A 25,204-nucleotide genomic window follows, 5' to 3' on the forward strand; every position below is an offset into this window, starting at 1 on the left:
GTGAATATAGTATAATCTTTGTGTAAAATAAATATAATTATGACTAGAAGGAGATATAACATGAAGAAACTTTTAATAACATTAGGTCTTTCATTATTATGTATTGCACTTATTGGATGCACTAGCAATAATACAAAAGGAACTGAATTAAAAGATGGATTAACTGCAATGGATGTTGTTAAAAATGTTGAAGATAAAGCACCAATGCAAATGCCTATGGAATTAGATGAAGAAATGGCTAAGGATTTAGCAAATCTTAACTTAGATGACGTAGAAGACTACGGAATAATAAAAGCAATGATAATCAATTCAGCTGATATAGCAGCTGTTGTAAAGGCTAAGGAAGGAAAGGTTGAATCTGTAAAAACTTCCTTACAGCAAATGCTAGATACTGAAAGAAACAATGCATATTTACCAGATCAAAAGGAAAAAATAGAAAATGCTATTTTCATGGAAAAAGGAAATTACGTTATATTATTAGTTAATTATGATGTTCAAGCAGCAAAAGAAGCTGTAGAGGAATGCTTTCAATAATTAGTTTTTAAGCTAGATAAGAATAGTTTCTTATCTAGCTTTTTTAGAAAGGATATTATGGTATTTAGTAGCTTAATTTTTATATTTAGATTCTTACCAGTTTTTTTAATTTTATATTTTTTTGCCCCAGATAAATATAAGAATTTAACCTTACTTATATTTAGTTTAATATTTTATAGTCTTGGGGAGCCTATATATTTCCCACTTATGATAGCTTCAATACTAGTTGATTATTTTATAGCTATAGCTATAGAAAACAACTTTAATAACAGGTTTAAATGCAGGCTTTTACTGATGCTATCTATATTATTTAATATGGGAATGTTATTTTTCTTTAAGTATTTTAACTTTTTTATAGATAATATAAATTTAATTTTTTCTACTTCTTTAAGTAATTTAAAACTAGCATTACCCTTAGGAATAAGCTTTTACACTTTTCAAACATTATCTTATTCCATTGATGTCTTTAATGGAAAGGTAAAAGCAGAAAGAAATATAATAGACTTTGGTGCCTTTGTTTCCTCATTTCCTCAGCTTATTGCTGGTCCCATAGTAAAATATACAGATATCAATAAAGAAATAAAGAAACGTACACATTCTCTTGAGAACTTTGAAATTGGGATGGAAGAATTTATAATTGGATTAAGCAAAAAGGTTCTAATTGCTAATAATATAGGCGTTCTGTGGACTGAAATATATAGTAAAGACATAACTGAAATATCCATGCCACTAGCTTGGATAGGAATATTAGCCTTTTCATTTCAAATATATTTTGATTTTAGTGGATATTCCTCTATGGCAATTGGTCTTGGTAAAATTATGGGATTTAATTATCCAACAAATTTTAATTTTCCTTATATATCAAGAAGTATTAGTGAATTCTGGCGTAGATGGCATATAACACTTGGATCTTGGCTTAGGGAATATGTTTATATACCTTTAGGAGGAAATAGAGTTAATAAGAAAAGGTTATTCTTTAATCTTCTCTTATTATGGTTCTTAACAGGCTTTTGGCATGGGGCAGAATATACATTTATATTATGGGGATTATATTTCTTTTTACTTACCTATATAGAAAAAAGATTTTTATCTAAATTTCTAAATAATAATGTTATTTTTTCGAATATTTACACTAGCTTTTTCTTATTAATTGGGTGGACTATATTTGCAATAGATAAAATAGATTTATTAAGTAATTATCTTAAGAGAATGTTTTCCTTTAATTTTACTCTTGATTGGCTATATTACTTTAATAATTATATTTTGGTATTTATCCTCTGCTTTATTTGTTCAACTCCATTAGTATTAAATCTATATAGGAAAATGAATAAGCCTATTAAATCATTAGTTATTATTGCTATTTTCCTATTATCAATTGCTTATTTAGTAGATAGCACTTATAATCCCTTTTTATATTTTAGATTTTAACAGGAGTAACTATATTATGGAGAATATAAAGAAATATCCTATAAGTTTTATTTCTATAGTGCTGATTTTATTAATTAGTATATTAGATATCTCAAATACAGATATTGAATTTTCTCTATTTGAAAATAGAACTTTAGCTCAAAAACCAAAATTCTATTACGATGATTTCAAAAGTGGTAGATATTTTAAAAATTACGAAAGGTATATAAATGATCAATTCTTACTAAGAAATTCATGGATAAATGTAAAGTCACTAGTAGAATTCTCTTTAGGTAAAAAAGAGAATAATGGAGTTATTTATGGAGATAATAACTTTTTATTCGATAAATTTGAAAAAGTAGATGAAAGTAATTTAGCTAAGAATATTAATTCTTTAAAAAACTTTATAGCCTCATATAACTCCAATTATAGTCTTATGATTATTCCAGAATCTTTTAGTATATATAAAGAATTATTACCTGCAGGGATTAATTTAGTTGATGAAATTCAATATATAAATAGTATTTATAGTGAATTCAATAAAATAGATAAGGTGAAAACAATAAATGTAGTTGATACCCTTAATAGTAATAAAGATAGATATATATATTACAAAACTGATCACCATTGGACTTCTCTTGGAGCATATTTAGCATATAAGGAATTTGCTAATATAAATAACATAGAGCCAGTAGATATTAATAATTTAAATCAAAATAGAGTTGATGATTTTTTGGGAACATACTTCTCAAAGGCAAAGAATTTTAATGCTAGAGCAGATTATATACTATATTATAATAATGCTAATAATATTAATGTTAATATAGATGGAGTAGAAGTGGATGAACTAAATGATAACTCTAAATGGAGTAGTAGCGATAAGTATTCAGCATTTCTAAGGGGAAATAATGGTATAACTATTATAAAAAATAACTCCATTAAGGATAATTCTAAAATATTAGTTATAAAAGATTCCTTTGCTAATTCTTTTATACAATTTTTAATTAATAATTACAAAGAAGTATGTGTAGTGGACTTAAGAAGTTTTATAGGAAGCTTTAATGATTTTATTAATGAAAATGACTTTGATACAGTACTAATTATGTATAGTTTTAAGAATTTGGTAAATGATGTTAATATTTCTAGAATAAAATATTAAAACTTTATATTAAGTTTATTGACAAGCCTATTATAATTTGATAACCTTTTAAAGGTTATTATTTATACTTAGGAGGACAAAATGGAAGGAACAAAAGAAGTAAAAATCCTAGTAGCTGACCCTTCAGCGTTAGGGTTATTCGGATTAGCTGTAATAACATTAGTAGCATCATCCCAAAAATTAGGTTTAACAAGTGGAGTATCTTTAGTATTACCTTGGGCTATATTCTTAGGAGCTACAGCTCAATTAGTTGCATGTTTAAATGATTTTAAGCATAACAATACTTTTGGAGCTACTGCTTTTGGTGCATATGCATTTTTCTGGTATGCAATGGGAATGACTTGGTTAATACAAAATGGAGTTTTTGGTGAAAAGCTTGCAGCTTCATCAGACACTAAACAATTAGGTTTTGCTTTCTTAGCATACTTAATATTTACATTATTCATGACTATAGGAGCTATGGAAACTCATAAAGTTTTATTTACAATATTCGTTTTAATAGATTTCTTATTCATAGGATTAACATTAAATTCATTTAATATTGTACCACATTTTGCTCACAATCTTGCTGCATATTCTGAACTTGGAATTGCTTTAGTATCTTTTTATGGTTGTGGAGCAGCAGTATTAAATAAACACTTTGGTAAAGTTTTCTTACCAGTAGGAAAGCCATTCAATATTTTTAAATAAATAATATGTAAAATTCATAAAAATAGTGTTATAGTTGTAATATACTATAGCACTATTTTTATTTATAAAAGGAGAAATACAAATGAAATTATATGTTTATTTAAAAGGAAAAAAGGATCCAGTAGTATATGAAGGAGAAAAAATAGATGTAGTAGACTTTAATTTTAATGGAATTGATTATAAACAAATAAGATATTTTAAAAAAGGTAGCTCCAAATCCGAATTAATTTTAAAGGATTTAATTACTAATATTAAGAATTAATTAAGTAAAATAATAAAAGTTCTAAAGTTTAAATCTTTACAATAAAATAATACTGCAAAGATACTTACAGCCCATAAAAAAATGTATCTTGAGTAAGACACTAACAGCTTAAATTTATTGTAAATTAGTATATAATCACGTGTCTTGATAAATAAGGAGGGGATTATGTCTGAAGTTTTAAGTAAAATTAGAAAAGGATTATATAAGCTTTCTGAAATGGATTATGATCAGGAAGAAGAAAACTCCCTAACAGCTATAGAAAGTTTTATTAATGAAATATCATATTTAAGAAAAGCTTCTGAAGAAGAAATAATTAATAAATATAAACTTATATTATTATTTAATAATGATGAAAGTATAAAGTTTTTATTCTTTATAAGAAGTATTAAAAAAGGGCTAGGGGAGAGAAGGATATTTAGAATCTTACTAAAATACTTAGCTAAAGAAAATCCAGATAGCATAGAAAAAAATTTAAGATCTATACCTAAATACGGAAGATGGGATGATTTATACGCTTTATTCGATACACCTTTAGAAGAAAAAGTAATAAATCTATTTAAATCTCAAATTCAAAAAGACCTATCTTCTAAGAGGCCTTCAAATTTAGGTAAATGGCTAAAATCTGAAAACTCATCTTCAAAGGAAAGTAGAGCTTTAGGTTATAAAACTAGAGTGTTATTAAATTATTCACCAAAAGAATATAGAAAATTATTATCAACTTTAAGAAGAAAGCTTAATATTATAGAAAGTAATCTAACATCAAAACAGTATCAAAGAATTAATTATGAAGATCTTTCTAAAATAGTTTTAAGTAAATATAAAAAAGCCTTTCTTAGAAATGATAATGATAAATATAATTTGTATTTGCAAAATAAACATTATAACGAAAAGTTTTTACCCAATAAAATAATTAATTACTTAAATGCTGATATGAATCCAGAAAATCTAAATAAAAAAATCGAAAAATTATTATTTGATATAATTATTAAAGAAGCAAAGATATTAGAAGATTCAATTATAATAACTGGATTAGAAGATGATGATAATTCTTATACTTTAAGTTTACTTTTATTTACAATCGTTTTATACAAAAAAATAAATTTGAACGCATTTAAAAACTATTATATATCTTTTAAGAAAAATCCTAAATTTAATAAATTGTCAGAATCGAATTCTATTAATAATATAAAATCAATATATAATAATTACAGTAATTTCAAAATAGATTTAAACTCAGCATTAGATTTGCTTTTATTTACATTATTAAAGAAGAATATAAATCCAGAATCAGCTCCAAAAGCTATATTATTTATATATAATAAGGATGAAGATATTGATTTTAAAACATTAGAAATTAATAAAGAAAAATGGCTAAAGGCAGGTTTCAAGTATCCAAAAATTAAGTTATGGAATTTAAAAAACTTACAAGGAAATTTTTCTATTACAAACCACGGAGAAATAATTAAAATTTTAGGATATAACCAAAACATCTGGCCATATTTATTAGAATCAAAGCCAATAACTAATTCTGAAATAATTTTAAATAAATATAAAAAAATAAATTTCCAAGATATTATTATATAAGTAATGCAACATTGCATTACTTATATAATTTACTTTACATAATATTTAATATGTAGTAAATATGTTCTAGAAAAATCGATTAAAATTATTTCGCTAAATATACATTTAGTGTATTTCGTTATATTGAAAAAGTAAAATGGCTGTGATATAATAAAATCAAGGCTTAACAAGGATTTAATGAGGTGAAAAAAATGTCTAACGTACGAAAAATAACATATAAATATAAAGATTTTAAATATAGTGACGATGTAAACAGACTTTTAAATGTTGAGTTAACTAATAAAGATAAGAAAAAAATCCATTTAATCTATTCAAACTATTATAATTTAGGTGTAGATCGCGGATATGAATTTATAATTGAAGATCTTTATAAATTAGTTGAAATACATAAGTTATCTACTGATCAGCTTGCGGAAATATATGATACTGGTGTTAGGAATATTCAAATATGGCTTAAGGAATTAGGAATTAATCGAAGCATTAAAAAAGGCCAAAAATTAAAAAAGAAAAATTCTTCATCAAATCTCAATTTAAAATCTGACGAAAATTCAAATTTAAATAACAATTCATTAATGAATAAATACGGTATAGAAAAATTTGAAATTAAAAATTTACCACAATCCATGATTGATTTTTTAAATTACTTAGAAACAATTAAAGGTAAATCTCCAAATACAATTAAAGGTTATGAAATTGATTTATCTATGTTTTTTAAATTTCTAAAAATATATAAAGGCTTAGTAGTTGATCCTTCTCTAGAATTTCATGAAATAGATATTAAGGATATTGATAACTCATTTTTAAGGAATATTAAACTAACAGATATATATGCATTTTTAAACTTTGCAGAAAAACAAAGAAATAATGGTAGCTATGCCAGAGCAAGAAAAGTTGCAGCATTAAAATCTTATTTTAAATTTCTTCAAGGTAAGGCAAAAATTATAGAAGATAACCCTACCCTAGATTTAGAATCTCCTAAGCTTAATAAAAGACATCCAATTTATTTAACCTTAGATGAAAGTTTAAATTTATTAAGTTCATTAGATAAAAGCAATAAAAATTATCATAGAGATTATTGTATTTTAACATTATTCTTAAACTGCGGAATGCGTTTATCAGAACTTTGTGGAATAAAAATAGATAAAATAAAGGGAGATACTCTAACTATTATAGGTAAAGGTGATAAAGAAAGAACTGTATATTTAAATGAAGCTTGCATAAAAGCTATAGACAACTATTTAAAGGTTAGAGATGACTCAAAATGTCTTCCTGAAGATAAAGAATACTTACTACTCTCCTCCCGCTACAAACCAATAAACAAAAGAACTGTGGAGCTATTAGTTAAAAAGCATATTTCTAATTCTGGATTAACAGATGGAAAATATACCCCTCATAAATTAAGACATACTGCTGCTACCCTAATGTATAAACATGGAAATGTAGATATTAGAAGTTTACAAAGTATATTAGGTCATGAAAATATTTCAACTACACAAATTTATACTCACGTTGATGAGGACATACTAAGAGATGCTGTTAACTCTAACCCACTATCAAAAGTATAATTAAATTAGTGGACAAGCTATTCAGTTTATAAAAGTTAAAGGTAGGTATTAAATTTATATTCAATACCTACCTTTATTTAAACTATTTTTTCTTTAATACTCTAAATCCAGGAAAAATTTCTTCTGTAGCTTCATCAAGATCTTCTTCTAAATAATCTAAGTCATCTATGTATTCAATATGATCAAAAGCATCTACATACTCTAAATTCTCTCCTTCTTCAATTTCATAATCTTCTTCTTCCATATTAGTTTCTTCTTTTAAAGCTTCTAGCATACTCTTATACTCAGCTTCTAAAAATTCATTTTCTTCTATAGTTTTTGCTATATCTTCTATCTTTATGGCTCTAACATCTATTCCTTCTTCTTTTAGACAATCCCCACAATTATCGCATATTCTATTTGGATATATATCACATATATCATCATCAGTGTATTTATTTATATTCACGAAAACACCACCTATAATATAATCTAAGTTTTAACGTAAATTATATTATATCAAATTAGTATATAATAATCAAATTTTATTTATATATAGCCCTAAAAAGAACATAAGTTTGATATTATAGTGTTTTTATGTTATAATATCTCTAATAAAGTGAGGTGTTTTATTAATGGAAGTAAGCGATAAGCAATTAGAAATCTATGAATTTTTAAAAATATATACAGAAAATAAAGGATATCCACCTTCCGTAAGAGAAATATGTGAAGCTGTAAATTTAAGATCAACTTCAACAGTTCACGGACACTTAAAGAGATTAGAAAAGAAAGGTTTTATTAAGAGAGATCCTACTAAACCACGTGCATTAGAAATCATAGAAATGTCTAATAATAGAAAAGAAATGTTAAATATACCTATAATAGGAAAAGTAACAGCAGGAGCACCGATCTTAGCTACTGAAAATATTGAAGATACCTTCCCTATCCCAATAGAATATATTAAGCACAATGATGAGCTATTTATGTTAAAAGTTACTGGTGATAGTATGATAAATGCTGGGATAAATGATGGGGATTATGCAATTATAGAAAAAGCACCAACTGCTGAAAATGGAGATATAGTTGTTGCTTTAATAGAAAATGAAGCTACAATAAAAACCTTTTACAAAGAAAAGGATCATATAAGACTTCAACCAGAAAATGATACTCTATCTCCTATTATTGTAGAAGATTGTAGTATACTTGGAAAATTAGTTGGTTTATTTAGAGCATATTAAAAATTATGAGTCATACAATATTGTGTATGACTCTATTTTTTTATTTTTTAGGAGGTAAAAATTGAAGATTTCCATTGCAAAAAACAAGGAACATTTAACAGAAGATTCTTCAGATAATTACAATATAATAGATAAAGAAAACTATTCTTCAGTAATATTTTTTTTGAAAGTACTTGTTGCTATATTATACGCTTTTGGATTAGGCTACAGTTTATTTTTTCTAGGTGATGATTTTATACATGTAGGTAAATTATTTTTAGCTTTACTAATTATTTCTTATATCCTTATTGAATATCCATACGCTTTTATAAAGGCATTATTTCTACCAAAGGTACTAAAAAAGGATAATATAAATCTTGAAATTAACCCATTTACCATGGCTATAAATATAAGATCAAAGATAAGAATTTCTAAGGTAAGGATTGGGTTTTCATTAATAATACCATGTATACTATTTGCTGTAATTCCGACTATAGCAAGCTATATATTAGAATTTAATATATATTTGTATGCTATTGCAGCATCAGCAGCAATTATATCTACTAAGGATATTATTTACTTACTTGTAATTTTAAAAAACTCTTCTTTAGGTAATAGTATTCAGTTAGAATCAAATGAATTTATTTTTTTTGAATAAATTATATAACTTTTAGAACTAAATAAAAGCTCTAGATATATATCCAGAGCTTTTATATATTATAAATTAAGAATATTATTTAATGAAATCATTATACCTATCTTAGCATGATCAAAAGTTAAACCACCTTGTAAGTATGCTATATAAGGTTCTCTTATAGGTGCATCTGCAGATAATTCAATAGATGATCCTTGTATAAATGCTCCAGCTGCCATTATAACTTCATCATTATATCCAGGCATAGCCCATGGTTCGCATTCTACGAAAGAATCTATAGGGGACCCTTTTTGTATTCCCTTACAGAATTGAATTAATTTATCTTTATCTCCAAATTTAATAGCTTGAATTATATCACTTCTTTTTTCATTATATTTAGGTAATACATCAAAGCCTGCAAGTTCCATTATTCTTGAACAAAATACTGCTCCCTTCACTGCTTCTATTGCTACATGAGGTGCTAAGAAAAGTCCTTGATAAAGTTGTCTAACAACTCCAAAAGTAGAGCCGCACTCCCCTCCTATTCCAGGTGTAGTTAATCTATAAGCGGCTTGTTCAACATATTTAGACTTACCAGCTATATAACCTCCTGTAGGAGCTATTCCACCGCCTATATTCTTTATTAAAGATCCAGCAATTAAATCTGCTCCAACATCTGTTGGCTCAATATAATCTATAAATTCTCCATAGCAATTATCTACAAATACTATTACATCATTTCTTATTTCTTTAATGAACTTTATTACTTCTTCTAATTCACTTACTAAAAATGAATTTCTCCAACCATATCCTGTACTTCTTTGTATATGTACTAATTTTATTGTTTTATCTTCAGATAGGACTTCTTTAATTCCATCTAAATCAAATTTACCATTCTTTAAATCAACTTGTTTATAATTTACACCATATTCCTTTAATGAACCTATGTTTTCTTTTCCACTGATTCCTATAATATTATGAAGAGTATCATATGGTGCCCCTGAAACACATATCATTGTGTCTCCTGTTCTCAAATTCCCCATTAAGGCACATCCAATAGCATGTGTTCCATTAACAAAATGAGGTCTTACTAGAGCACTTTCTGTGTTAAAGACTCTAGCATATACTTTATCTAAAGAATCTCTTCCTATATCATCATATCCATAACCTGATGAATTTGTAAAATGTGATTCACTTATTCTCTCTTCTTGAAATGCTTTTAAAACTTTTAGCTGATTATACTCTCTTATTTCATCGTAACTACTAAATACCTCTTCCACATCATTTAAAGCTTTCTTATATAATTCAAAGGTATTATCTTTAAAATTAAAGGCTTTTATCATTAATTCTTCTGTTTGTTTTAACATAATGTATCTACATATTAATTGTTAATATGTAATCTCCCTTCCTTTATATAAAATATGTTTACATAAACACAATATTACCATATTTTAAGACAATTTCAAACACCTATACTTTATATAAAAGAAAAAAAGTAGGATAAAATTCCTACTCTTCTTCATTATTAAATAATATTGGTTTTGAAGGAGTTATTGTTGTTATTGCATGCTTATAAACAAGTATTTGCTTACCTTCGCTATCTAAAACAACAGTAAAACTATCAAAGCCCTTTACATAACCTTTTAGTTGAAAGCCATTCGTTAAATAAATAATTACTGAAATCTTATTTTTTCTAGCTCCATTTAAAAAGATATCTTGTAAGTTATTAGGCTGTTTATTCATATTAAACACCTCCAAAGTATTATTAAATAAATATGATATTTATTGCCTTAGGTCACAAACTATTTTTTCAAATACTTCTTCTTCACTTAATTCATCTTTATTTAGAAATATAGCTCTTGGATCTCTTCTAAACCATGTTAATTGTCTCTTTGCATAATTTCTTGACCCTTGCTTTATCATCTCTACTGCCTCTGTATAAGAAATTTTGTTATCTAAGTAATAAAGAATTTCTTTATAACCTATGCCCTGCATTGATTGCATAAGAGAATTATACCCCATATTCTTAAGTTTTATGCATTCATCAATTAACCCTTGTTCTAACATGATATCCACTCTTAAGTTTATTCTATCATAAAGCTTAGCTCTATCCATATTAATAACATAATATCTTACATCATATGGAGAATTATAAAAATCATCCCCTGCATTAAAAGAACTAAAGGGCTTATTCGTTAATTTAAATACTTCTAAAGCTCTAATAACTCTTTTTCTATTATTAAAATGTATTTCCTTATAGCTAATAGGATCTATATCTTTTAGCATTTCATGAATAAATTCATTACCTTTTTCATCAGCTAATTCTTCTAATTCTTTTCTATATTCATTATCACTTTCTGCTTCTGTAAAGTTCATATTACAAGTAATAGCATTAATATATAAGCCAGTTCCACCTACTAATATAGGCAATTTACCCCTTGATAAAATATTATCTATACATTTTGATGCACTTTCTTTGTATTCTGCTACAGAAAAAGGAGTAGAAGGATCAACTACATCTATCATATGATGTGGCACCCCCTCCATTTCCTCTTTAGTGATTTTAGCTGATCCAATATCCATATACTTATATATTTGCATAGAATCAGTAGAAATTATTTCTCCATTTAACTCTTTAGCAAGTTTTATAGATAAGTTAGTTTTACCAACTGCTGTTGGACCAGCTATAATTAATATCTTATTTTTCATTATTTCTCCCTAAACAATTCTTCTAAATTTTTTATCTAAATCATAATTAGTAAACTTTATAATTACAGGTCTACCATGCGGACAATGAAAAGGATCATCTAAATATCTTAAATCATTAATAAGTTTATTCATTTCAGATTCATTTAGATAATTATTTGCCTTTACAGCTGCCTTACAAGCTAATGTAGCTATTTTATTATATTTAACTTCAGTGGTCTTACCGCTACCTAGACTTTTAATATTATCTAGTATATTCATAAATAAATTCCTAGCATCTAATTTTCCTAAGAAATATGGAACTTCCTTTATAGATATAGTATTACCACCAAAGTTTTCAATTATAAAGCCTGCATTTAAAAATATTTCAGCATTTTCATCATAATAGCAATAATCATCAGTGGTTAAATCTATTAATACAGGTACTAGTAATTGTTGTACTACTATATCTCCCTCTTCTATATTCTTTAAATACTTTTCAAATAATATTTTTTCATGGGCTGCATGTTGATCAATTATATATAAAATATCTTCATACTCTGCTAAGATATACATCTTATTAAATTGGCCTATTACTCTTAAATTTGGAAATTTAGCTATCTTAGTACTTTCCAATTTATTATTTGATATATTAATTTCCTGTTTATCTTCATGTATTACTAGTTTTTCTACAGTATTATCATAACTTGGCTTTATATTTATTGAAGTAGCTAATCCTTTTAGGCTTTCATATAACTCTTCTTCTTTTCTAACTTCTTCATAAGTAAGATCCTCTAAATCTTTATGAATTATTTTTTTATTATCTTCTTCTAAATCCTCTTTAGGAATATCATTAATAGTAAATTTTATTTCTTCAATACTTTTTGTGTCTTCTGCTTCTTTAGTTTCTTCCTCTGGAATATAAAAATCCTCAAAAACTTCATTTCTAAAAGCTTTATGTACTGAATCAAACACCTTCTTAAAAATGCCCCTATCTTCCTTAAACTTAATTTCAGCCTTTGTTGGATGTATATTAACATCTACAAACTCTGGATAAATGTCTATAAAAAGTACAAAGAAAGGAAATTTATTCACTGTTGCAAAAGACTTAAAAGCATTTTCTACAGCAGCAACTATGGTTTTATTTTTTATATATCTTCCATTAACGAAGATGCTTTGATTATTCCTAGAACCTCTAGCAATTTCTTCTTTACCTATATACCCATATAAAGATATGGCATCTTCCTTATTCTCAAAATAAATTAAATTATCACTAATACTTTTACCATATATAGTTCTTATTACATCAATTAGATTTCCTGTTCCATAACTGTGTAATACTTTCTTACCATTATTGTAAAACTTAATAGACACTTCAGGATGAGATAATGCTATTCTATTAACTATATCTCCAATTAAAGCTCCTTCTCTTGAAATAGTTTTTAAAAACTTCTTTCTTGCAGGTACATTATAAAATAAATCCCTTACCTCTATAATAGTACCTTTATTAGTTCCTATATCATTTAAGCTTATAATTTCTCCGCCTTCTATAACTATTTCAGAACCAAAAGCTTCACCTTCCATTTTACTTTTTAAACTCACCTTAGAAATAGATGCTATGGATGCTAATGCTTCTCCTCTAAAGCCTAATGTCATTATAGAATAAATATCATCAACATCTTTTATCTTAGATGTAGCATGAGGTAAAAAAGCCTTTTTTATATCATCTTTATGAATACCATAGCCATCATCTATTATTCTTATTAAAGAAACTCCGCCCTCTTCTATTTCGATAGTAATATTCTTTGCATCGGCATCTATAGAGTTTTCCATAAGCTCTTTTACAACAGAGGAAGGACGTTCTACCACTTCCCCTGCTGCAATTTTATTAGAGGTATGCTCATCTAATATATTTATTCTCTTCATATTCTACCCCCTTATAATTTTATTTTAATCTTTTAGCTTCTAAAGTTAATTTATATAATGTATTCATTGCATCCATAGGAGTTAAAGACATTACATCTAAATCTGCTATAGAATTAATTAAACTTTCCTTTTCTATTATAGAAAAATCTAACTGATAGTTATCTTCCTTATTAGATTTTTTACTCTTTTTAGGCTTTTCTTCTCTTTCTATAGCCACTTCTTTAATAGCTTCAACAGGCTTTATTTCTTCTTTATTTCCTTCTAATGAAGCTAATATTTCCTTTGCTCTATCTATCACTTCATTAGGTAATCCAGCAAGCTTAGCAACCTCTATTCCATAAGATTGATCTGCTCCTCCTTCTACTATCTTTCTTAAGAAGATTATAGTATCTTCTACCTCTGATACTGCTACTGAATAGTTCTTAACACCTTCAATACTACCTTCTAATTTAGTAAGCTCATGATAGTGTGTAGCAAATAATGTCTTACATTTAAGATTATTATTTTTAGAAATATATTCTATAACTGACCATGCTATACTTAAGCCATCATAAGTTGAAGTTCCTCTTCCCACTTCATCTAATAATACTAAACTTCTTGATGTAGCATTTTTTAGGATGTTTGATACTTCCCACATTTCAACCATAAATGTTGACTTCCCACCAGCTAAATCATCTGAAGCACCAATTCTAGTGAAAATCTTATCACATATAGAAATATTAGCAGACTTAGCAGGAACAAAGGATCCTATTTGTGCCATAAGAGTAATTAATGCTACTTGTCTCATATATGTAGATTTACCTGCCATATTAGGTCCTGTAATAAGTAATAATCTATTACTATCAGTATTTAATAAAGTGTCATTTGATACGAACTCTCCATTACTAATTACCTTTTCAACTACAGGGTGTCTTCCTTCAATTATTTCAATTAAGCCTTTTTCATTTATAGATGGCTTTATATAATCATTTTCTAATGCAATAAGAGCTAATGTAGATAAAGCATCTAAATTACCTATGACTCTAGCACTTTGCTTAAGTCTTGGAATTTCCTTTTCAATAAGATCTCTAATTTCTACAAATAAATTATATTCTAATGATATTAGTTTCTCTTCAGCGCCTAATATCTTATCTTCCATTTCCTTTAATTCTTGTGTTATAAATCTTTCGGCATTAGCTAAGGTTTGCTTTCTTATATATCTACCTTCTGGTATAGAAGAATAATTTGCTCTAGATATTTCTATATAGTAACCAAATACTTTATTATAACCTACCTTTAAAGATTTAATACCTGTAAATTCTCTTTCTCTATTTTCTAAAGCAGCAATCCACTCTTTTCCATGGAATTTTGCAGTTCTTAAACTATCAATTTCTTCACTATATCCATCTTTAATTATATTTCCTTCTTTTAATGATAGAGATGGATCATCCAATATTGAGTTAGATAGTAAATCTTTGATATCAGATAATTCATCTAACTCATTAAACCATGCCTTTAATATTTTTGAATTGGCCTTAGATAAATGCTCCTTAATACCTGGTAATTTCTCTATAGACTTTTTTAAAGATATTAAGTCTTTAGCATTTACGTTCTTATTAGAGATTTTACCAACTATTCTTTCAATATCATAAATTTCTTTTAGTAAAACTCTTAAGTCTTCATTAAAATAATTATTCTTAAATAGTTCCTCTACTCCATCTAATCTTTCTTCAATTTCATCTTTAATTATTAAAGGTTCCTCAATCCATTTCCTAATAGCCCTTCCCCCCATAGATGTGGAAGTCTTATCTAAAACCCATATTAAGCTACCTCTCTTTGATTTTTCCTTAAGGTTTTCTGTAAGTTCTAAATTTCTTCTTGAATTACCATCTATGGTCATATAATTAACTATATCGTAGTATTCAAGCAAGTTAATATTAGTCAAAGTCATCTTTTGAGTATCATATATATATTTAAGTAAGGCTTTAGAAACCTTCTTTGATAACTCATTTAAATTTGTAGTACATACTTCAGAAAATTGATTAATTAATTCCTCTTCAGTACATATATTTTTATCTAAATTTCTCTTAGTTATTAATGCTTGTGTAACAGAAGTAATTTCTGATAAAAGCTCTTCACTTATATTATCATCTACAAGTATTTCTTTTGGATTAACCTTTGTTATTTCATCTAATAATGTTGCTTTAATAGAATTAAAGGATGTTACCTTAAATTCACCAGTTGATATATCAGAAATTGATACACCATAACTATTATCATTTTCTACTATGCACATTATATAGGTATTTTTATATTCACTATCTTCTGAAGCTTCTACAAAAGTTCCAGGAGTAATTACCTTAATAACATCTCTTTTTACAATTCCTTTAGCTACAGCAGGATCTTCTACTTGCTCACCTATAGCTACCTTATATCCTTTGTTTACTAATCTAGCTATGTATGATGATGCTGCATGAAAGGGGATACCACACATTGGTGCTCTTTCCTCTAATCCGCAATCTCTTCCAGTAAGTACAAGTTCAAGTTCTCTTGATGCTATTTTAGCATCTTCAAAGAACATTTCATAAAAATCTCCTAGTCTAAAGAATAAAATACAGTCTTTATAATTTTCTTTTATCTCAAAATATTGTCTCATCATTGGAGTTAACATATATATACCTCACAAATACTAATTTATGTATAAACCTTGTAAAACTAAGGTTTTATGACTATTATACTATAAATTTAAAACAATAAAAAGTAATAACTTATAGTATAAAAGTGGAGCTTAGTAATAGCCCCACTTATCTAGTTATATAAATTTATTATGAAATTTTCAAAACTAAATTCATCTCTTGTTTCAAATAATTCTTGCAAAACATCTACATTTTCTTCTAAGTGTTCTATATCCCTAGAGTATTTATAGGATATATCTACTAAATCTTCATCTAAAAATTCTTTGTTTTCTAAATAACGTACTACAGATAATTCTTTAATCATTATAAAGCTTATTAAAGCAAATTTTATCTTTGCTATAGCATCATAATCAAATACTGCCTTCATAAAATATCTATATATATAATAAATAACTATTTGTTCAAACTTATACTCATTATTTTTATAATAGTCATTAAATCCTAAATTAAGTTCTGAATAAAGACTTATATCTTCATCAGCTTTCCAAAAATATCTTAAAGGATTTTCTAATTCTTCAGTATACTCAGCCTTAAGATGCTTTAAATCCTTAAATATGTTAATAATACTATAAATATTTAGATATTTAGCTTCTAATTTATTATTATACTTTTTAAATGAAGCTAACTTTTCATTAAGGAATTCTTTATTTAAATAGTTATCCTTAATATTTCTAATAGAGTTTATATCATTTAAATCTATTTTTTCTTGAACTTCATTTGCAAGAGCAAGTACTAAAACACATCTATCTATTAATTTTATATTCCTATCCTGCAATATATTAAAGATAGCATTTCTACACTGCATAAGGTTAATATATATATTAGGATTTATATCATTATAACTATTTACTTCCTCCTCAGTTTCAGATAAAGTAAACTTCGTTATTTCAGATTTATTTAGTATTATTCTTGCTGCTTCAGGGCATGACAGAGATATACCAATTTCTCGCAAGTTACCAAACTCCTCTAAATAACGAGGATATTCTCTACAGGTATAGCAGAGGCTATCTCCCCCTAATTCACTATATATCCTACATAAATTATCATCATTTAAGAATGAACATCTATCTCCATTTAAAGTAAAGACATGTTCACCTTCTTCCTCTACTATCTTACTTCTTAATTCTTCCCCAAATTTTCCTTGAGTAGATAAGTATTTTTTATAACTCTTATCATCAATTACTATTCCCCATCCAGCACAACAAGTATCTTCACATTTATCAGCAATACATTTAAACTTTTCAAAATAATCTGGTGTTCTTATTTTCATTTTTCCCTCACATTGTTTATATATTTTACTTAACTAATTTTATTACTACAATGAAATGTATTCAATAGTCTTGCTTTAAAATTAATTTGAAAGCATAAAAATAAACTAATTTAAAATAAAAAGGAGAATAAATAGATTTATATTTAATAAGTCTATCTATTCTCCCATATTATATAAAAATTATATTATCCTATTGAAAATAAATTTAAAATATCTTCATCACTTAAGGCATTTATATTTGAAGCTTCCATATCATTATCAATTATCTTTTCAATTAACTTTCTCTTTTCATCTTGAAGCTCTACTATTTTTTCCTCAATAGTATTTTTTGAAATAAGCTTTATAACTTCAACAATATTCTTTTGCCCAAATCTATGTGCTCTATCAGTTGCTTGATCTTCAACTGCTGGATTCCACCATGGATCAAAGTGAATTACTATATCTGCTGAAGTTAAGTTTAAACCTGTTCCCCCAGCCTTTAAGCTAATTAAAAATACAGAATTATTCCCATTATTAAATTCATCTATTAAATGAATTCTTTTTTCTGATGGGATACTTCCATCTAAATAACTATAAGATATTTTTTCAGTTTCTAATTTCTTAGATATATTCTTTAATACAGAAGTAAATTGTGAAAATACAAGAATTTTATGTCCCTCTTCTATTCCTTGATTTAATAATTCAATTAAAGAATCTATCTTCCCACTACTTCCTATATAGTCATTAATCAATACTGATGGATCTAAACATATTTGCCTTAATTTTGTTATATATGAAAGTATCTCAATTTTACTATTATTTAATTCATCATCTTTTACTTTCTTTTCAATTAGATTCTTAGCATAATCTGCATATATTCCATATACCTTTTCTTGTTCTTCAGACATTGAAACTAAAAGTTTCTTTTCAATTTTTAAAGGTAATTCCTTTATTACATCTTTTTTATATCTTCTTAGTATAAAAGGTTGAATCAGCATATTTAATTCTTCTAAAACTTCATTTGATTCATGTAACTTTTTATAATATCTAACACTAAATCTCTTTTCATCAAATAGATACCCTGGCATTATGAAATCAAAAATTGACCATAATTCTAAAACTGAATTTTCTATTGGGGTTCCTGTTAATGCAAACTTTCTTTTTGCATTTATTTTCTTTACAGATAAAGCATTTTGAGAATTACTATTTTTAATATACTGTGCCTCATCTATAAAACAATAATCAAAATTAATATTGCTATACAAATCCAAATCTCTTTTTAGAATATTATAAGTTGTTATTATAACATCATATTTACTAATATTATTTAATATACTTAATCTCTCATCCTTTGTTCCATTTAGAACTGCCCATTTTATACTAGGGGCAAACTTTTCAATTTCATTACTCCAATTATAAATTAAAGAGGTTGGTGCCACAATTAGAGTTTTAGATGGAAGAGTTGATAGGATAAAGGATATAGCTTGTATGGTTTTACCAAGTCCCATTTCATCCCCAAGTATTCCTCCAAAGCCTAAATAATCCATTGTTTTTAGCCAATTAAAGCCTTCCTTTTGATAAGCTCTTAAACTGGCATTTAATGATGAAGGCTCTTTAAAATTTATTTTCTTAACATCTTTAACTTTCTTTTGAATCTTTGTTAGTTCATTTTTACCCTTAATATATCTTAAATTATTTTCTTTAATAAAATCATTTATAAATATTGATTTATTCTTATCAAATACTAATTTATCATCATTAATTTCATTATCAACAGACAGCACATCTAATAATTTCAAGAAATTTTTAAGTTCTATTTCTTCTAAATCTAAGTATTCACCATTTTTTAGCTTATAATATTTTAAATTATCTTTAAACGCTAATAAAACACTTTTTACTTCCTCACTTGAAATATCAGAGATTTTAAACTTAAATTCTAAATAATCATACTTGCCCGCTTCTATTTGACCTACAATATTTTTATTATTTACTTGCTTTATTATCTTAAAGTTTTCTGAATAGAAAACTTCTCCAAATTCTTGTAATTTAACAATGTCATTCTTAAAGAAATTAAATATATAGTCATCTCCAAGCAATAAGTAAAACTTATCCCCTGAAGCTTCAAAACCTAATGCTCTTAAGAAGGATAATGCCTCAGCTTCCTTATTTAAATCTCTATAAATAATCTTATTTTTATATTCATGGAAAATATTAAATTCATGCTCTCCATATTTTACTTTTAAAACTAAAGTAATATCTTTATTAACCTTATCAAAATAAAAACAGAACTTAACATCCTCTTTAACTATTTTATCCCTTATTTTTTTATTGATTTTCACATAATCAGATAAAGTATATAGCTTTGGTAATAAATTTGATAATACCCTTAATTCATCCTCTTTATTTAAAGAAATTGAATTACTCCCTTGGAAAGCTTTAATATATTTTGATATATTATAACAATATTCAAAGCTAGGTAGATAAACACTACTTCCATATAAGAATATGGTATTCTTTTTATCTAATACTTCTGGGAATCCTTCATCTATAGTTAATATGTACTCATTACTTAACTCTTTTAAAGTAAACTGTATATTAGGTTTATCATAAATAACTTCTGTTTCTACAGGTCTATAGAAGAAGCCTTCATTAAGATAAACTCTATTTTTAGATATAATATCAAAGAACTCTCTTAAAAGAAAATCAGGTATTAATAATGTTTTTCCATCTATAAACTTATCTTGTCTTCTAACAAAGTTTAACTGTAGGTTTTCAACATCTTTTATTTTTTCAATTAAATTTATTATTTTATTTTCTTTTATACCTAACCTTTGATACCTTAAATCAAAAATGAAATCTTTGCCATATTTAATAGGAATTCTATTATTTATAGATATTAACAACTGATTTATATCTTTAACAACATATGATTTATTAGAGGATAACCCCTTTAATCCTATTTTAAATTCAGCTGTTATATTGTTTTTAATTCCTATTCTATTTATATAAACTTCTAACTTTATTTCTTCCTTATTATCTTCCTCTAATAATAAGTTTAAGATATTATCATCAGATTTAAAAACTTTTCGTCTTTCTATGTTATTTTCAAATTTGTTTTTAATCTCATTGTTATTATCTAATTCTTCTAAAAATCTATAAAATGTGGCAGCTAAATGCTTACAAATATAATTTTCTCTTCTAAATTCATTTTTTTCATAATCATCACATGTACAATAGGTTGATATTAAAGCTTTACTTTTTACATCTAATTCCATGCTATTGGTATATGTACTAAAATAATCCTCTGATAAGACTTCTGAATTAATATGTATAAGCCCTTCATCATGATACATTTTAAAGTTTGAAATCAAATCATTTTCAATAATTTTCTTACTAGCTAATATATTTTTATCAGATATATATCTTTTATTCTTTTTTAATAATGCTTCTTTAATCATAATACTCACCTTAAAAACAATATTCTTTTATTATAACAAAAAGAAGTGGTTTTATCCACTTCTTAAATATTTCTTTATCTTGGCTTCTCTCCGTAGAAAAAAAGTTTAATAATCATGATAGAAGAATAACTTAAATCAAAAAATTCGTTATATTCTTTTAAAAGCTCACCTAATTTAGGATTATTTTCTAATCCTTTATCAAAGTTATATCTAAAATTATCTTTGCCTAAAATCTCGCTATGATTAATTACTGTTTCTATATTTAGATTTTTAAATTTAAGTAATCTTAATAGTGTTAACATACTTCTACCTATATCTCTATTTCCATTTAAAGAAGATTGAAATTTAGCTAAATCAGAGTTTAGATTTTTAATTAAATCAAATTTTGGAAATGTTATTCCCCACAATTCACTATCAACATCAATTATTATTACTTTTCCTCCAGGTTTTAACATTCTATATATTTCTTTTAAAGCTATTATTGGATCCTTTAAATGTTGAAATACAAATCTGGCTATTATTGTATCAAAATATCCATTAGGAATTGAAGTGCTTGCTATATCATCATTTATAAAAGTTACTCTTTCTTTATAATCCGTCTTTAGCATATTATGTGAATAATTAAGTAAGGTTTCATCAATATCTAGCGAAACAATTTCTGAATTAATAAAATTATCCAATAAAATCTTAGTATAAAAACCTGGGCCACCACCTACTTCTAAAATTAGACTATTATCTTTTACACCTAGATTTCTAAGCATTTTTATTTCCCTATCAGAACCTAAATTAGCTTGTTTTTCTAGTCTTTGCATTTCCTTTTGAAAGCCAATTTGTTTATAAATATCACTATATGGCATTATTTTCTCCTATGAGTATTTATTTAATATAGTATATACTTAAATTTGGCTTTTGTTCTGAAAAAAGGGCTCTTAGTTAAACTAAAAGCCCTTTATAATTAATCTACTGATTTCAATGATTCTACCATTTTTACTTTTTTTAGCTTATAGAACATAACTATATTAACTAAAACAGCAAATACTATTGTTAAAAGAGCTGAAAGAAGGAAACTTGGTAAATCTATATTTCTTCCAAACATCATATTATCTATTTCCACAGTTAACATTATAAATCTATGAAGTAATATACCTAAACCTTCCCCAAATAAAATACCAAAAATAGTTAATAGAACATTTTCTCGATAAATATATGCTGAAACTTCTTTATCATAGAAACCTAATACTTTTATAGTTGCAATTTCTCTAATTCTTTCACTAATATTTACATTAGTTAAATTGTATAAAACAGTAAATGCAAGTGCTCCAGCAGAAACTATAATTACTATTATTACATAATTTAAGCTCTTTATCATATTATCAAAATTTTCTCTAATACTATCGTTAAATGATACTCCATTCACTATTTTCTTATCCATAATACTCATAGAAAAATCATCTTTGTTTCCAATATTTTCTGCATTAGCTATTATAGAATTATATATAACATCTTTATCAAATACTTCTTTATAGTACTTAGGTGACATATAAGCATAATTAAATGTATAGTTTTCAGAAATTCCAGAAACAATCATGGAATATTCTTTATTGTTCACTTTAATTTTTATCTCTTCTCCTACTTTAACCTTAGCCTGTTTAGCAGCTTTTTCAGTCAATATTATTCCACTGTCATTTAATTTTAATTTTTCTTTAGTAGTTCTATTAACAAAATTAATGAAATCACCAATTTTCCCTATATCTTCAGGAACTATGATGGAAATATCCTTATCTGTATTTCCAGTTCTTATCTTACCACTTTCAGAAGATATCATAAGTAGTTGATTTATCTCATTTAAATTATTTAGTTCATCTTTTAGTTCATTTTTTTCTAATTTACTTACATCTTTATCAATATTAATAGTTAAGTTATATTTAAAGATCTCTCCAAATTGCTTATCTACAATTGTTTTTATTGAATCTTTAATTCCAAATCCAGTGACAAGTAATGCCGTACATCCAGCTATTCCAAAAACAGTCATAAAGAATCTTTTCTTATATCTAAATATATTTCTAACTGTTACTTTGCCTATAAAACTTAATTTGTTCCATATAAATCCTATTCTTTCAATTAAAATTCTCTTTCCTTCCTTAGGTGCTTTTGGTCTCATTAGCATTGCTGGAGTCTCAACAAGTTCTTTATAACAAGCTAAAACTGAGGAAATAGTAGTAACCGCAATTGCAACTGCAGTAATTATAATTGCAATAGGAATATTAAATACAAGCTGTATTTTAGGTAAAGAATACATTATTCCATAAGCATCAAAAATAACTATTGGAAAAACTGTATATCCTATTGCAAGCCCAACTATACTTCCTAAAAAGCTAGCAGTAAATGAATAAATTATATACTTTAAAGCTATTGTATTTTTAGAATATCCTAATCCCTTTAAAGTTCCTATATTAACTCTTTGTTCATCTACCATCCTAGTCATTGTAGTTAAGCAAACTAAAGCTGCAACTAAAAAGAAGAATACTGGAAATACCTTTGCTAGCTTATCTATACTATCAGCATTGTTCTTATAATCAACATAAGAATAATGACTATTTCTATCTAATACATACCAGCTTGGTTCTTCTATAGCTTTTATATCATTTTCAGCTTTTATAATTTTTGCTTCTGCTGCTGCTATTTCCTTATCAAATTTCTCTTTAGATTCTTCGTATTCTTTCTTACCATTTTCTAACTCTATCTTACCATTTTCTAACTCCAATTTTGCACTAGCAAATTGACTTTCAGCTTCTATCTTGCTATTTTCTAATTTTGCTTTATTTTCATTTAGTAAAGCTTGTGCATTATTTAATTCATTTTCTTTAGCCTGAATTTCTGCTTCTGCTTGTCGTATTTTTTCTTCTGCAGATTTTATTTCATTATTTATATATGAAATTCCAGTATTTAGTTCATCTCTTGTCTTATATAATACGCTTAATTCATTTTTAATTTGATTTTTTTCTTCTTCTGATAAGTTATTATCTTTTAAAGCATTTTCTTTTTCTTCAATTCTCTTATCTAAATCTTTCTTATTATTTTCTAATGTCTTCAAAGTCTCTTTACCGGTATTTATAAGGCTTTCTGCACTTGCTTTTTCTTCATTTAATGTTTGTTTGCCTGCCTCCAATTGTGCTTTACCATCATCTATTTTATATTGACCTAAAGATATTTCATTTTCAGCTTGAATTATTGAAAGTTTATAATCTGTTTCCTTTTTAAATAATTCATCTTCACCAGTTTTTAGAGCTTTTTCTGATTCCTCTAGCTGTTTCTTTGCATTATTAAGCTTTTCTTCACCATTTTGCTTTTCTTCATTAAACTTATTCTTACTTTCATTTAACTGCTTATTTGCTTCAGCAATAATTTCTTCATATCTAATTCCTGCTCGTTCATTACCTAAGGATTCTAGTGATATTTTTATTGTTTCAATAAAATCGAAGTAATTATCTGAATAGCTATTTAGTTCTTTTGCACCATTTATAGTTACATATGTTTCAGTATAGGCTGGTATTTTAAAATTTTCTAAAGGTACTACAGCATAGCTTGAAACCTTACCACTTCCTATATTAGATGTGCCTTTTTCACTAGATAAGTAATAGGGAGTTTGAACTTTACCAACAACCTCAAATTCAGTATTTTCTAGACTTTCACTTAAGTCTTCATCATTTCCTGACTCTAACTTAATCTTATTACCAATAGATATATTTAAATTGTTAATTTTCCCTTCTTCTATTACACATTCATTCGGATTTTCAGGTAATCTTCCTTCTACTAAAGTATATTTATTAACATAATTGCTATTATCTAATGGTATCCCCATAACCTTAATAACTAATTCTGATGATCCAACCTTTGTGATTGTATCTAAGGAATAGGTTGCAAATACATCTTCTACTCCATCTACTTTTTTTATTTCATCAATATCTTCATCAGTAAAACCTAATGTAGAATATAAGGTTAAATCCATAAAATTATTATCATCATAATATTTATCTGCAGTAGCCTTCATATCTATTGGAGCTACTTTTATACCTGAAAAAAATGCTACCCCTAAAGCAATAATTGCAAAAATAGAAAAAAATCTTCCTTTTGATTTTTTTATATCTCTTAAAATATCTTTAAAAAATGCATTTTTCAT

General features: G+C 26.1%; 19 protein-coding genes. 9 read left to right on the forward strand and 10 right to left on the reverse strand.

The features are described from left to right. The first annotated feature begins 60 nt into the window (after positions 1-60). From ACFYH6_RS09660 to ACFYH6_RS09690, 7 genes are all read left to right on the forward strand, one after another. Positions 61-534 carry a DUF4358 domain-containing protein gene (locus ACFYH6_RS09660; RefSeq protein WP_316344762.1) on the forward strand — a complete coding sequence of 158 codons (474 nt, stop codon included), beginning with the start codon at positions 61-63 and terminating at the stop codon, positions 532-534. 57 nt (positions 535-591) lie between these two features. After that, positions 592-1,962: an MBOAT family O-acyltransferase gene (locus ACFYH6_RS09665; RefSeq protein WP_416178497.1), complete on the forward strand. Its 1,371-nt coding sequence runs from the start codon at positions 592-594 to the stop codon at positions 1,960-1,962. A 16-nt stretch (positions 1,963-1,978) separates the two neighbouring features. Then, complete coding sequence (locus ACFYH6_RS09670) at positions 1,979-3,100, forward strand: DHHW family protein (protein WP_316344764.1); 1,122 nt, start codon at positions 1,979-1,981, stop codon at positions 3,098-3,100. 81 nt (positions 3,101-3,181) lie between these two features. After that, positions 3,182-3,790 carry an acetate uptake transporter gene (locus ACFYH6_RS09675; protein ID WP_316344765.1) on the forward strand — a complete coding sequence of 203 codons (609 nt, stop codon included), beginning with the start codon at positions 3,182-3,184 and terminating at the stop codon, positions 3,788-3,790. Between the two features lie 82 nt (positions 3,791-3,872). After that, positions 3,873-4,052, forward strand: a complete 180-nt coding sequence (locus ACFYH6_RS09680; RefSeq protein WP_316344766.1) for a hypothetical protein — start codon at positions 3,873-3,875, stop codon at positions 4,050-4,052. Between the two features lie 165 nt (positions 4,053-4,217). Further along, a complete protein-coding gene (locus tag ACFYH6_RS09685) occupies positions 4,218-5,636 on the forward strand; it encodes a DUF2828 family protein (RefSeq protein WP_416178498.1) in 1,419 nt (472 codons plus the stop codon). Positions 5,637-6,208: 572 nt separating this feature from the next. Next, positions 6,209-7,201: a tyrosine recombinase XerC gene (locus ACFYH6_RS09690; RefSeq protein WP_416178623.1), complete on the forward strand. Its 993-nt coding sequence runs from the start codon at positions 6,209-6,211 to the stop codon at positions 7,199-7,201. Between the two features lie 82 nt (positions 7,202-7,283). Here the strand turns inward: ACFYH6_RS09690 and ACFYH6_RS09695 are convergent, their stop codons facing one another. Further along, the gene (locus ACFYH6_RS09695) at positions 7,284-7,649 is read right to left on the reverse strand and encodes a hypothetical protein (RefSeq protein ID WP_316342856.1); all 366 of its coding nucleotides are present in this window, start codon (positions 7,647-7,649) and stop codon (positions 7,284-7,286) included. A 166-nt stretch (positions 7,650-7,815) separates the two neighbouring features. On the opposite strand from ACFYH6_RS09695, the gene lexA reads away from it, so the two are divergent. Together lexA and ACFYH6_RS09705 are read left to right on the forward strand one after the other, a co-directional pair. Continuing rightward, positions 7,816-8,418: a transcriptional repressor LexA gene (lexA, locus tag ACFYH6_RS09700; protein WP_291708230.1), complete on the forward strand. Its 603-nt coding sequence runs from the start codon at positions 7,816-7,818 to the stop codon at positions 8,416-8,418. Positions 8,419-8,479: 61 nt separating this feature from the next. Beyond that, positions 8,480-9,055 carry a metalloprotease family protein gene (locus ACFYH6_RS09705; protein ID WP_316342855.1) on the forward strand — a complete coding sequence of 192 codons (576 nt, stop codon included), beginning with the start codon at positions 8,480-8,482 and terminating at the stop codon, positions 9,053-9,055. A gap of 59 nt (positions 9,056-9,114) precedes the next feature. On the opposite strand, the gene ACFYH6_RS09710 is transcribed toward ACFYH6_RS09705, so the two are convergent. The 9 genes from ACFYH6_RS09710 to ACFYH6_RS09750 form a co-directional block, all read right to left on the reverse strand. Beyond that, positions 9,115-10,398 (reverse strand): methionine gamma-lyase family protein, encoded by a 1,284-nt coding sequence (locus ACFYH6_RS09710; protein WP_316342854.1) that lies wholly within the window; start codon positions 10,396-10,398, stop codon positions 9,115-9,117. Between the two features lie 142 nt (positions 10,399-10,540). Beyond that, a complete protein-coding gene (gene hfq / locus ACFYH6_RS09715) occupies positions 10,541-10,774 on the reverse strand; it encodes an RNA chaperone Hfq (RefSeq protein ID WP_316342853.1) in 234 nt (77 codons plus the stop codon). A 39-nt stretch (positions 10,775-10,813) separates the two neighbouring features. Beyond that, positions 10,814-11,740: a tRNA (adenosine(37)-N6)-dimethylallyltransferase MiaA gene (miaA, locus tag ACFYH6_RS09720; RefSeq protein WP_416178499.1), complete on the reverse strand. Its 927-nt coding sequence runs from the start codon at positions 11,738-11,740 to the stop codon at positions 10,814-10,816. A gap of 9 nt (positions 11,741-11,749) precedes the next feature. Beyond that, complete coding sequence (mutL, locus tag ACFYH6_RS09725; RefSeq protein ID WP_416178500.1) at positions 11,750-13,642, reverse strand: DNA mismatch repair endonuclease MutL; 1,893 nt, start codon at positions 13,640-13,642, stop codon at positions 11,750-11,752. Between the two features lie 19 nt (positions 13,643-13,661). Beyond that, positions 13,662-16,292 carry a DNA mismatch repair protein MutS gene (gene mutS / locus ACFYH6_RS09730; protein WP_416178501.1) on the reverse strand — a complete coding sequence of 877 codons (2,631 nt, stop codon included), beginning with the start codon at positions 16,290-16,292 and terminating at the stop codon, positions 13,662-13,664. A gap of 137 nt (positions 16,293-16,429) precedes the next feature. After that, positions 16,430-17,587, reverse strand: coding sequence for a flagellin lysine-N-methylase (gene fliB, locus ACFYH6_RS09735; RefSeq protein WP_416178502.1), 1,158 nt, complete (start codon positions 17,585-17,587; stop codon positions 16,430-16,432). A gap of 185 nt (positions 17,588-17,772) precedes the next feature. Then, the gene (locus ACFYH6_RS09740) at positions 17,773-21,024 is read right to left on the reverse strand and encodes a DEAD/DEAH box helicase (protein ID WP_416178503.1); all 3,252 of its coding nucleotides are present in this window, start codon (positions 21,022-21,024) and stop codon (positions 17,773-17,775) included. 74 nt (positions 21,025-21,098) lie between these two features. After that, a complete protein-coding gene (locus ACFYH6_RS09745; RefSeq protein ID WP_316342845.1) occupies positions 21,099-21,881 on the reverse strand; it encodes a class I SAM-dependent methyltransferase in 783 nt (260 codons plus the stop codon). Positions 21,882-21,979: 98 nt separating this feature from the next. Beyond that, on the reverse strand, positions 21,980-25,204 hold the full coding sequence (locus tag ACFYH6_RS09750) for an FtsX-like permease family protein (RefSeq protein WP_416178504.1): 3,225 nt from the start codon (positions 25,202-25,204) through the stop codon (positions 21,980-21,982).

The sequence above is a fragment of the Clostridium sp. HCS.1 genome (assembly GCF_047900555.1).
Lineage (GTDB): Bacteria > Bacillota > Clostridia > Clostridiales > Clostridiaceae > Clostridium.

Coding starts and splice junctions, on each gene's coding strand:
- ACFYH6_RS09660 (WP_316344762.1), top strand. CDS start 61: ATGAAGAAACTTTTAATAACATTAGGTCTTTCATTATTATGTATTGCA.
- ACFYH6_RS09665 (WP_416178497.1), top strand. CDS start 592: ATGGTATTTAGTAGCTTAATTTTTATATTTAGATTCTTACCAGTTTTT.
- ACFYH6_RS09670 (WP_316344764.1), top strand. CDS start 1,979: ATGGAGAATATAAAGAAATATCCTATAAGTTTTATTTCTATAGTGCTG.
- ACFYH6_RS09675 (WP_316344765.1), top strand. CDS start 3,182: ATGGAAGGAACAAAAGAAGTAAAAATCCTAGTAGCTGACCCTTCAGCG.
- ACFYH6_RS09680 (WP_316344766.1), top strand. CDS start 3,873: ATGAAATTATATGTTTATTTAAAAGGAAAAAAGGATCCAGTAGTATAT.
- ACFYH6_RS09685 (WP_416178498.1), top strand. CDS start 4,218: ATGTCTGAAGTTTTAAGTAAAATTAGAAAAGGATTATATAAGCTTTCT.
- ACFYH6_RS09690 (WP_416178623.1), top strand. CDS start 6,209: ATGAATAAATACGGTATAGAAAAATTTGAAATTAAAAATTTACCACAA.
- lexA (WP_291708230.1), top strand. CDS start 7,816: ATGGAAGTAAGCGATAAGCAATTAGAAATCTATGAATTTTTAAAAATA.
- ACFYH6_RS09710 (WP_316342854.1), bottom strand. CDS start 10,398: ATGTTAAAACAAACAGAAGAATTAATGATAAAAGCCTTTAATTTTAAA.
- hfq (WP_316342853.1), bottom strand. CDS start 10,774: ATGAATAAACAGCCTAATAACTTACAAGATATCTTTTTAAATGGAGCT.
- miaA (WP_416178499.1), bottom strand. CDS start 11,740: ATGAAAAATAAGATATTAATTATAGCTGGTCCAACAGCAGTTGGTAAA.
- mutL (WP_416178500.1), bottom strand. CDS start 13,642: ATGAAGAGAATAAATATATTAGATGAGCATACCTCTAATAAAATTGCA.
- mutS (WP_416178501.1), bottom strand. CDS start 16,292: ATGTTAACTCCAATGATGAGACAATATTTTGAGATAAAAGAAAATTAT.
- fliB (WP_416178502.1), bottom strand. CDS start 17,587: ATGAAAATAAGAACACCAGATTATTTTGAAAAGTTTAAATGTATTGCT.
- ACFYH6_RS09740 (WP_416178503.1), bottom strand. CDS start 21,024: ATGATTAAAGAAGCATTATTAAAAAAGAATAAAAGATATATATCTGAT.
- ACFYH6_RS09745 (WP_316342845.1), bottom strand. CDS start 21,881: ATGCCATATAGTGATATTTATAAACAAATTGGCTTTCAAAAGGAAATG.
- ACFYH6_RS09750 (WP_416178504.1), bottom strand. CDS start 25,204: ATGAAAAATGCATTTTTTAAAGATATTTTAAGAGATATAAAAAAATCA.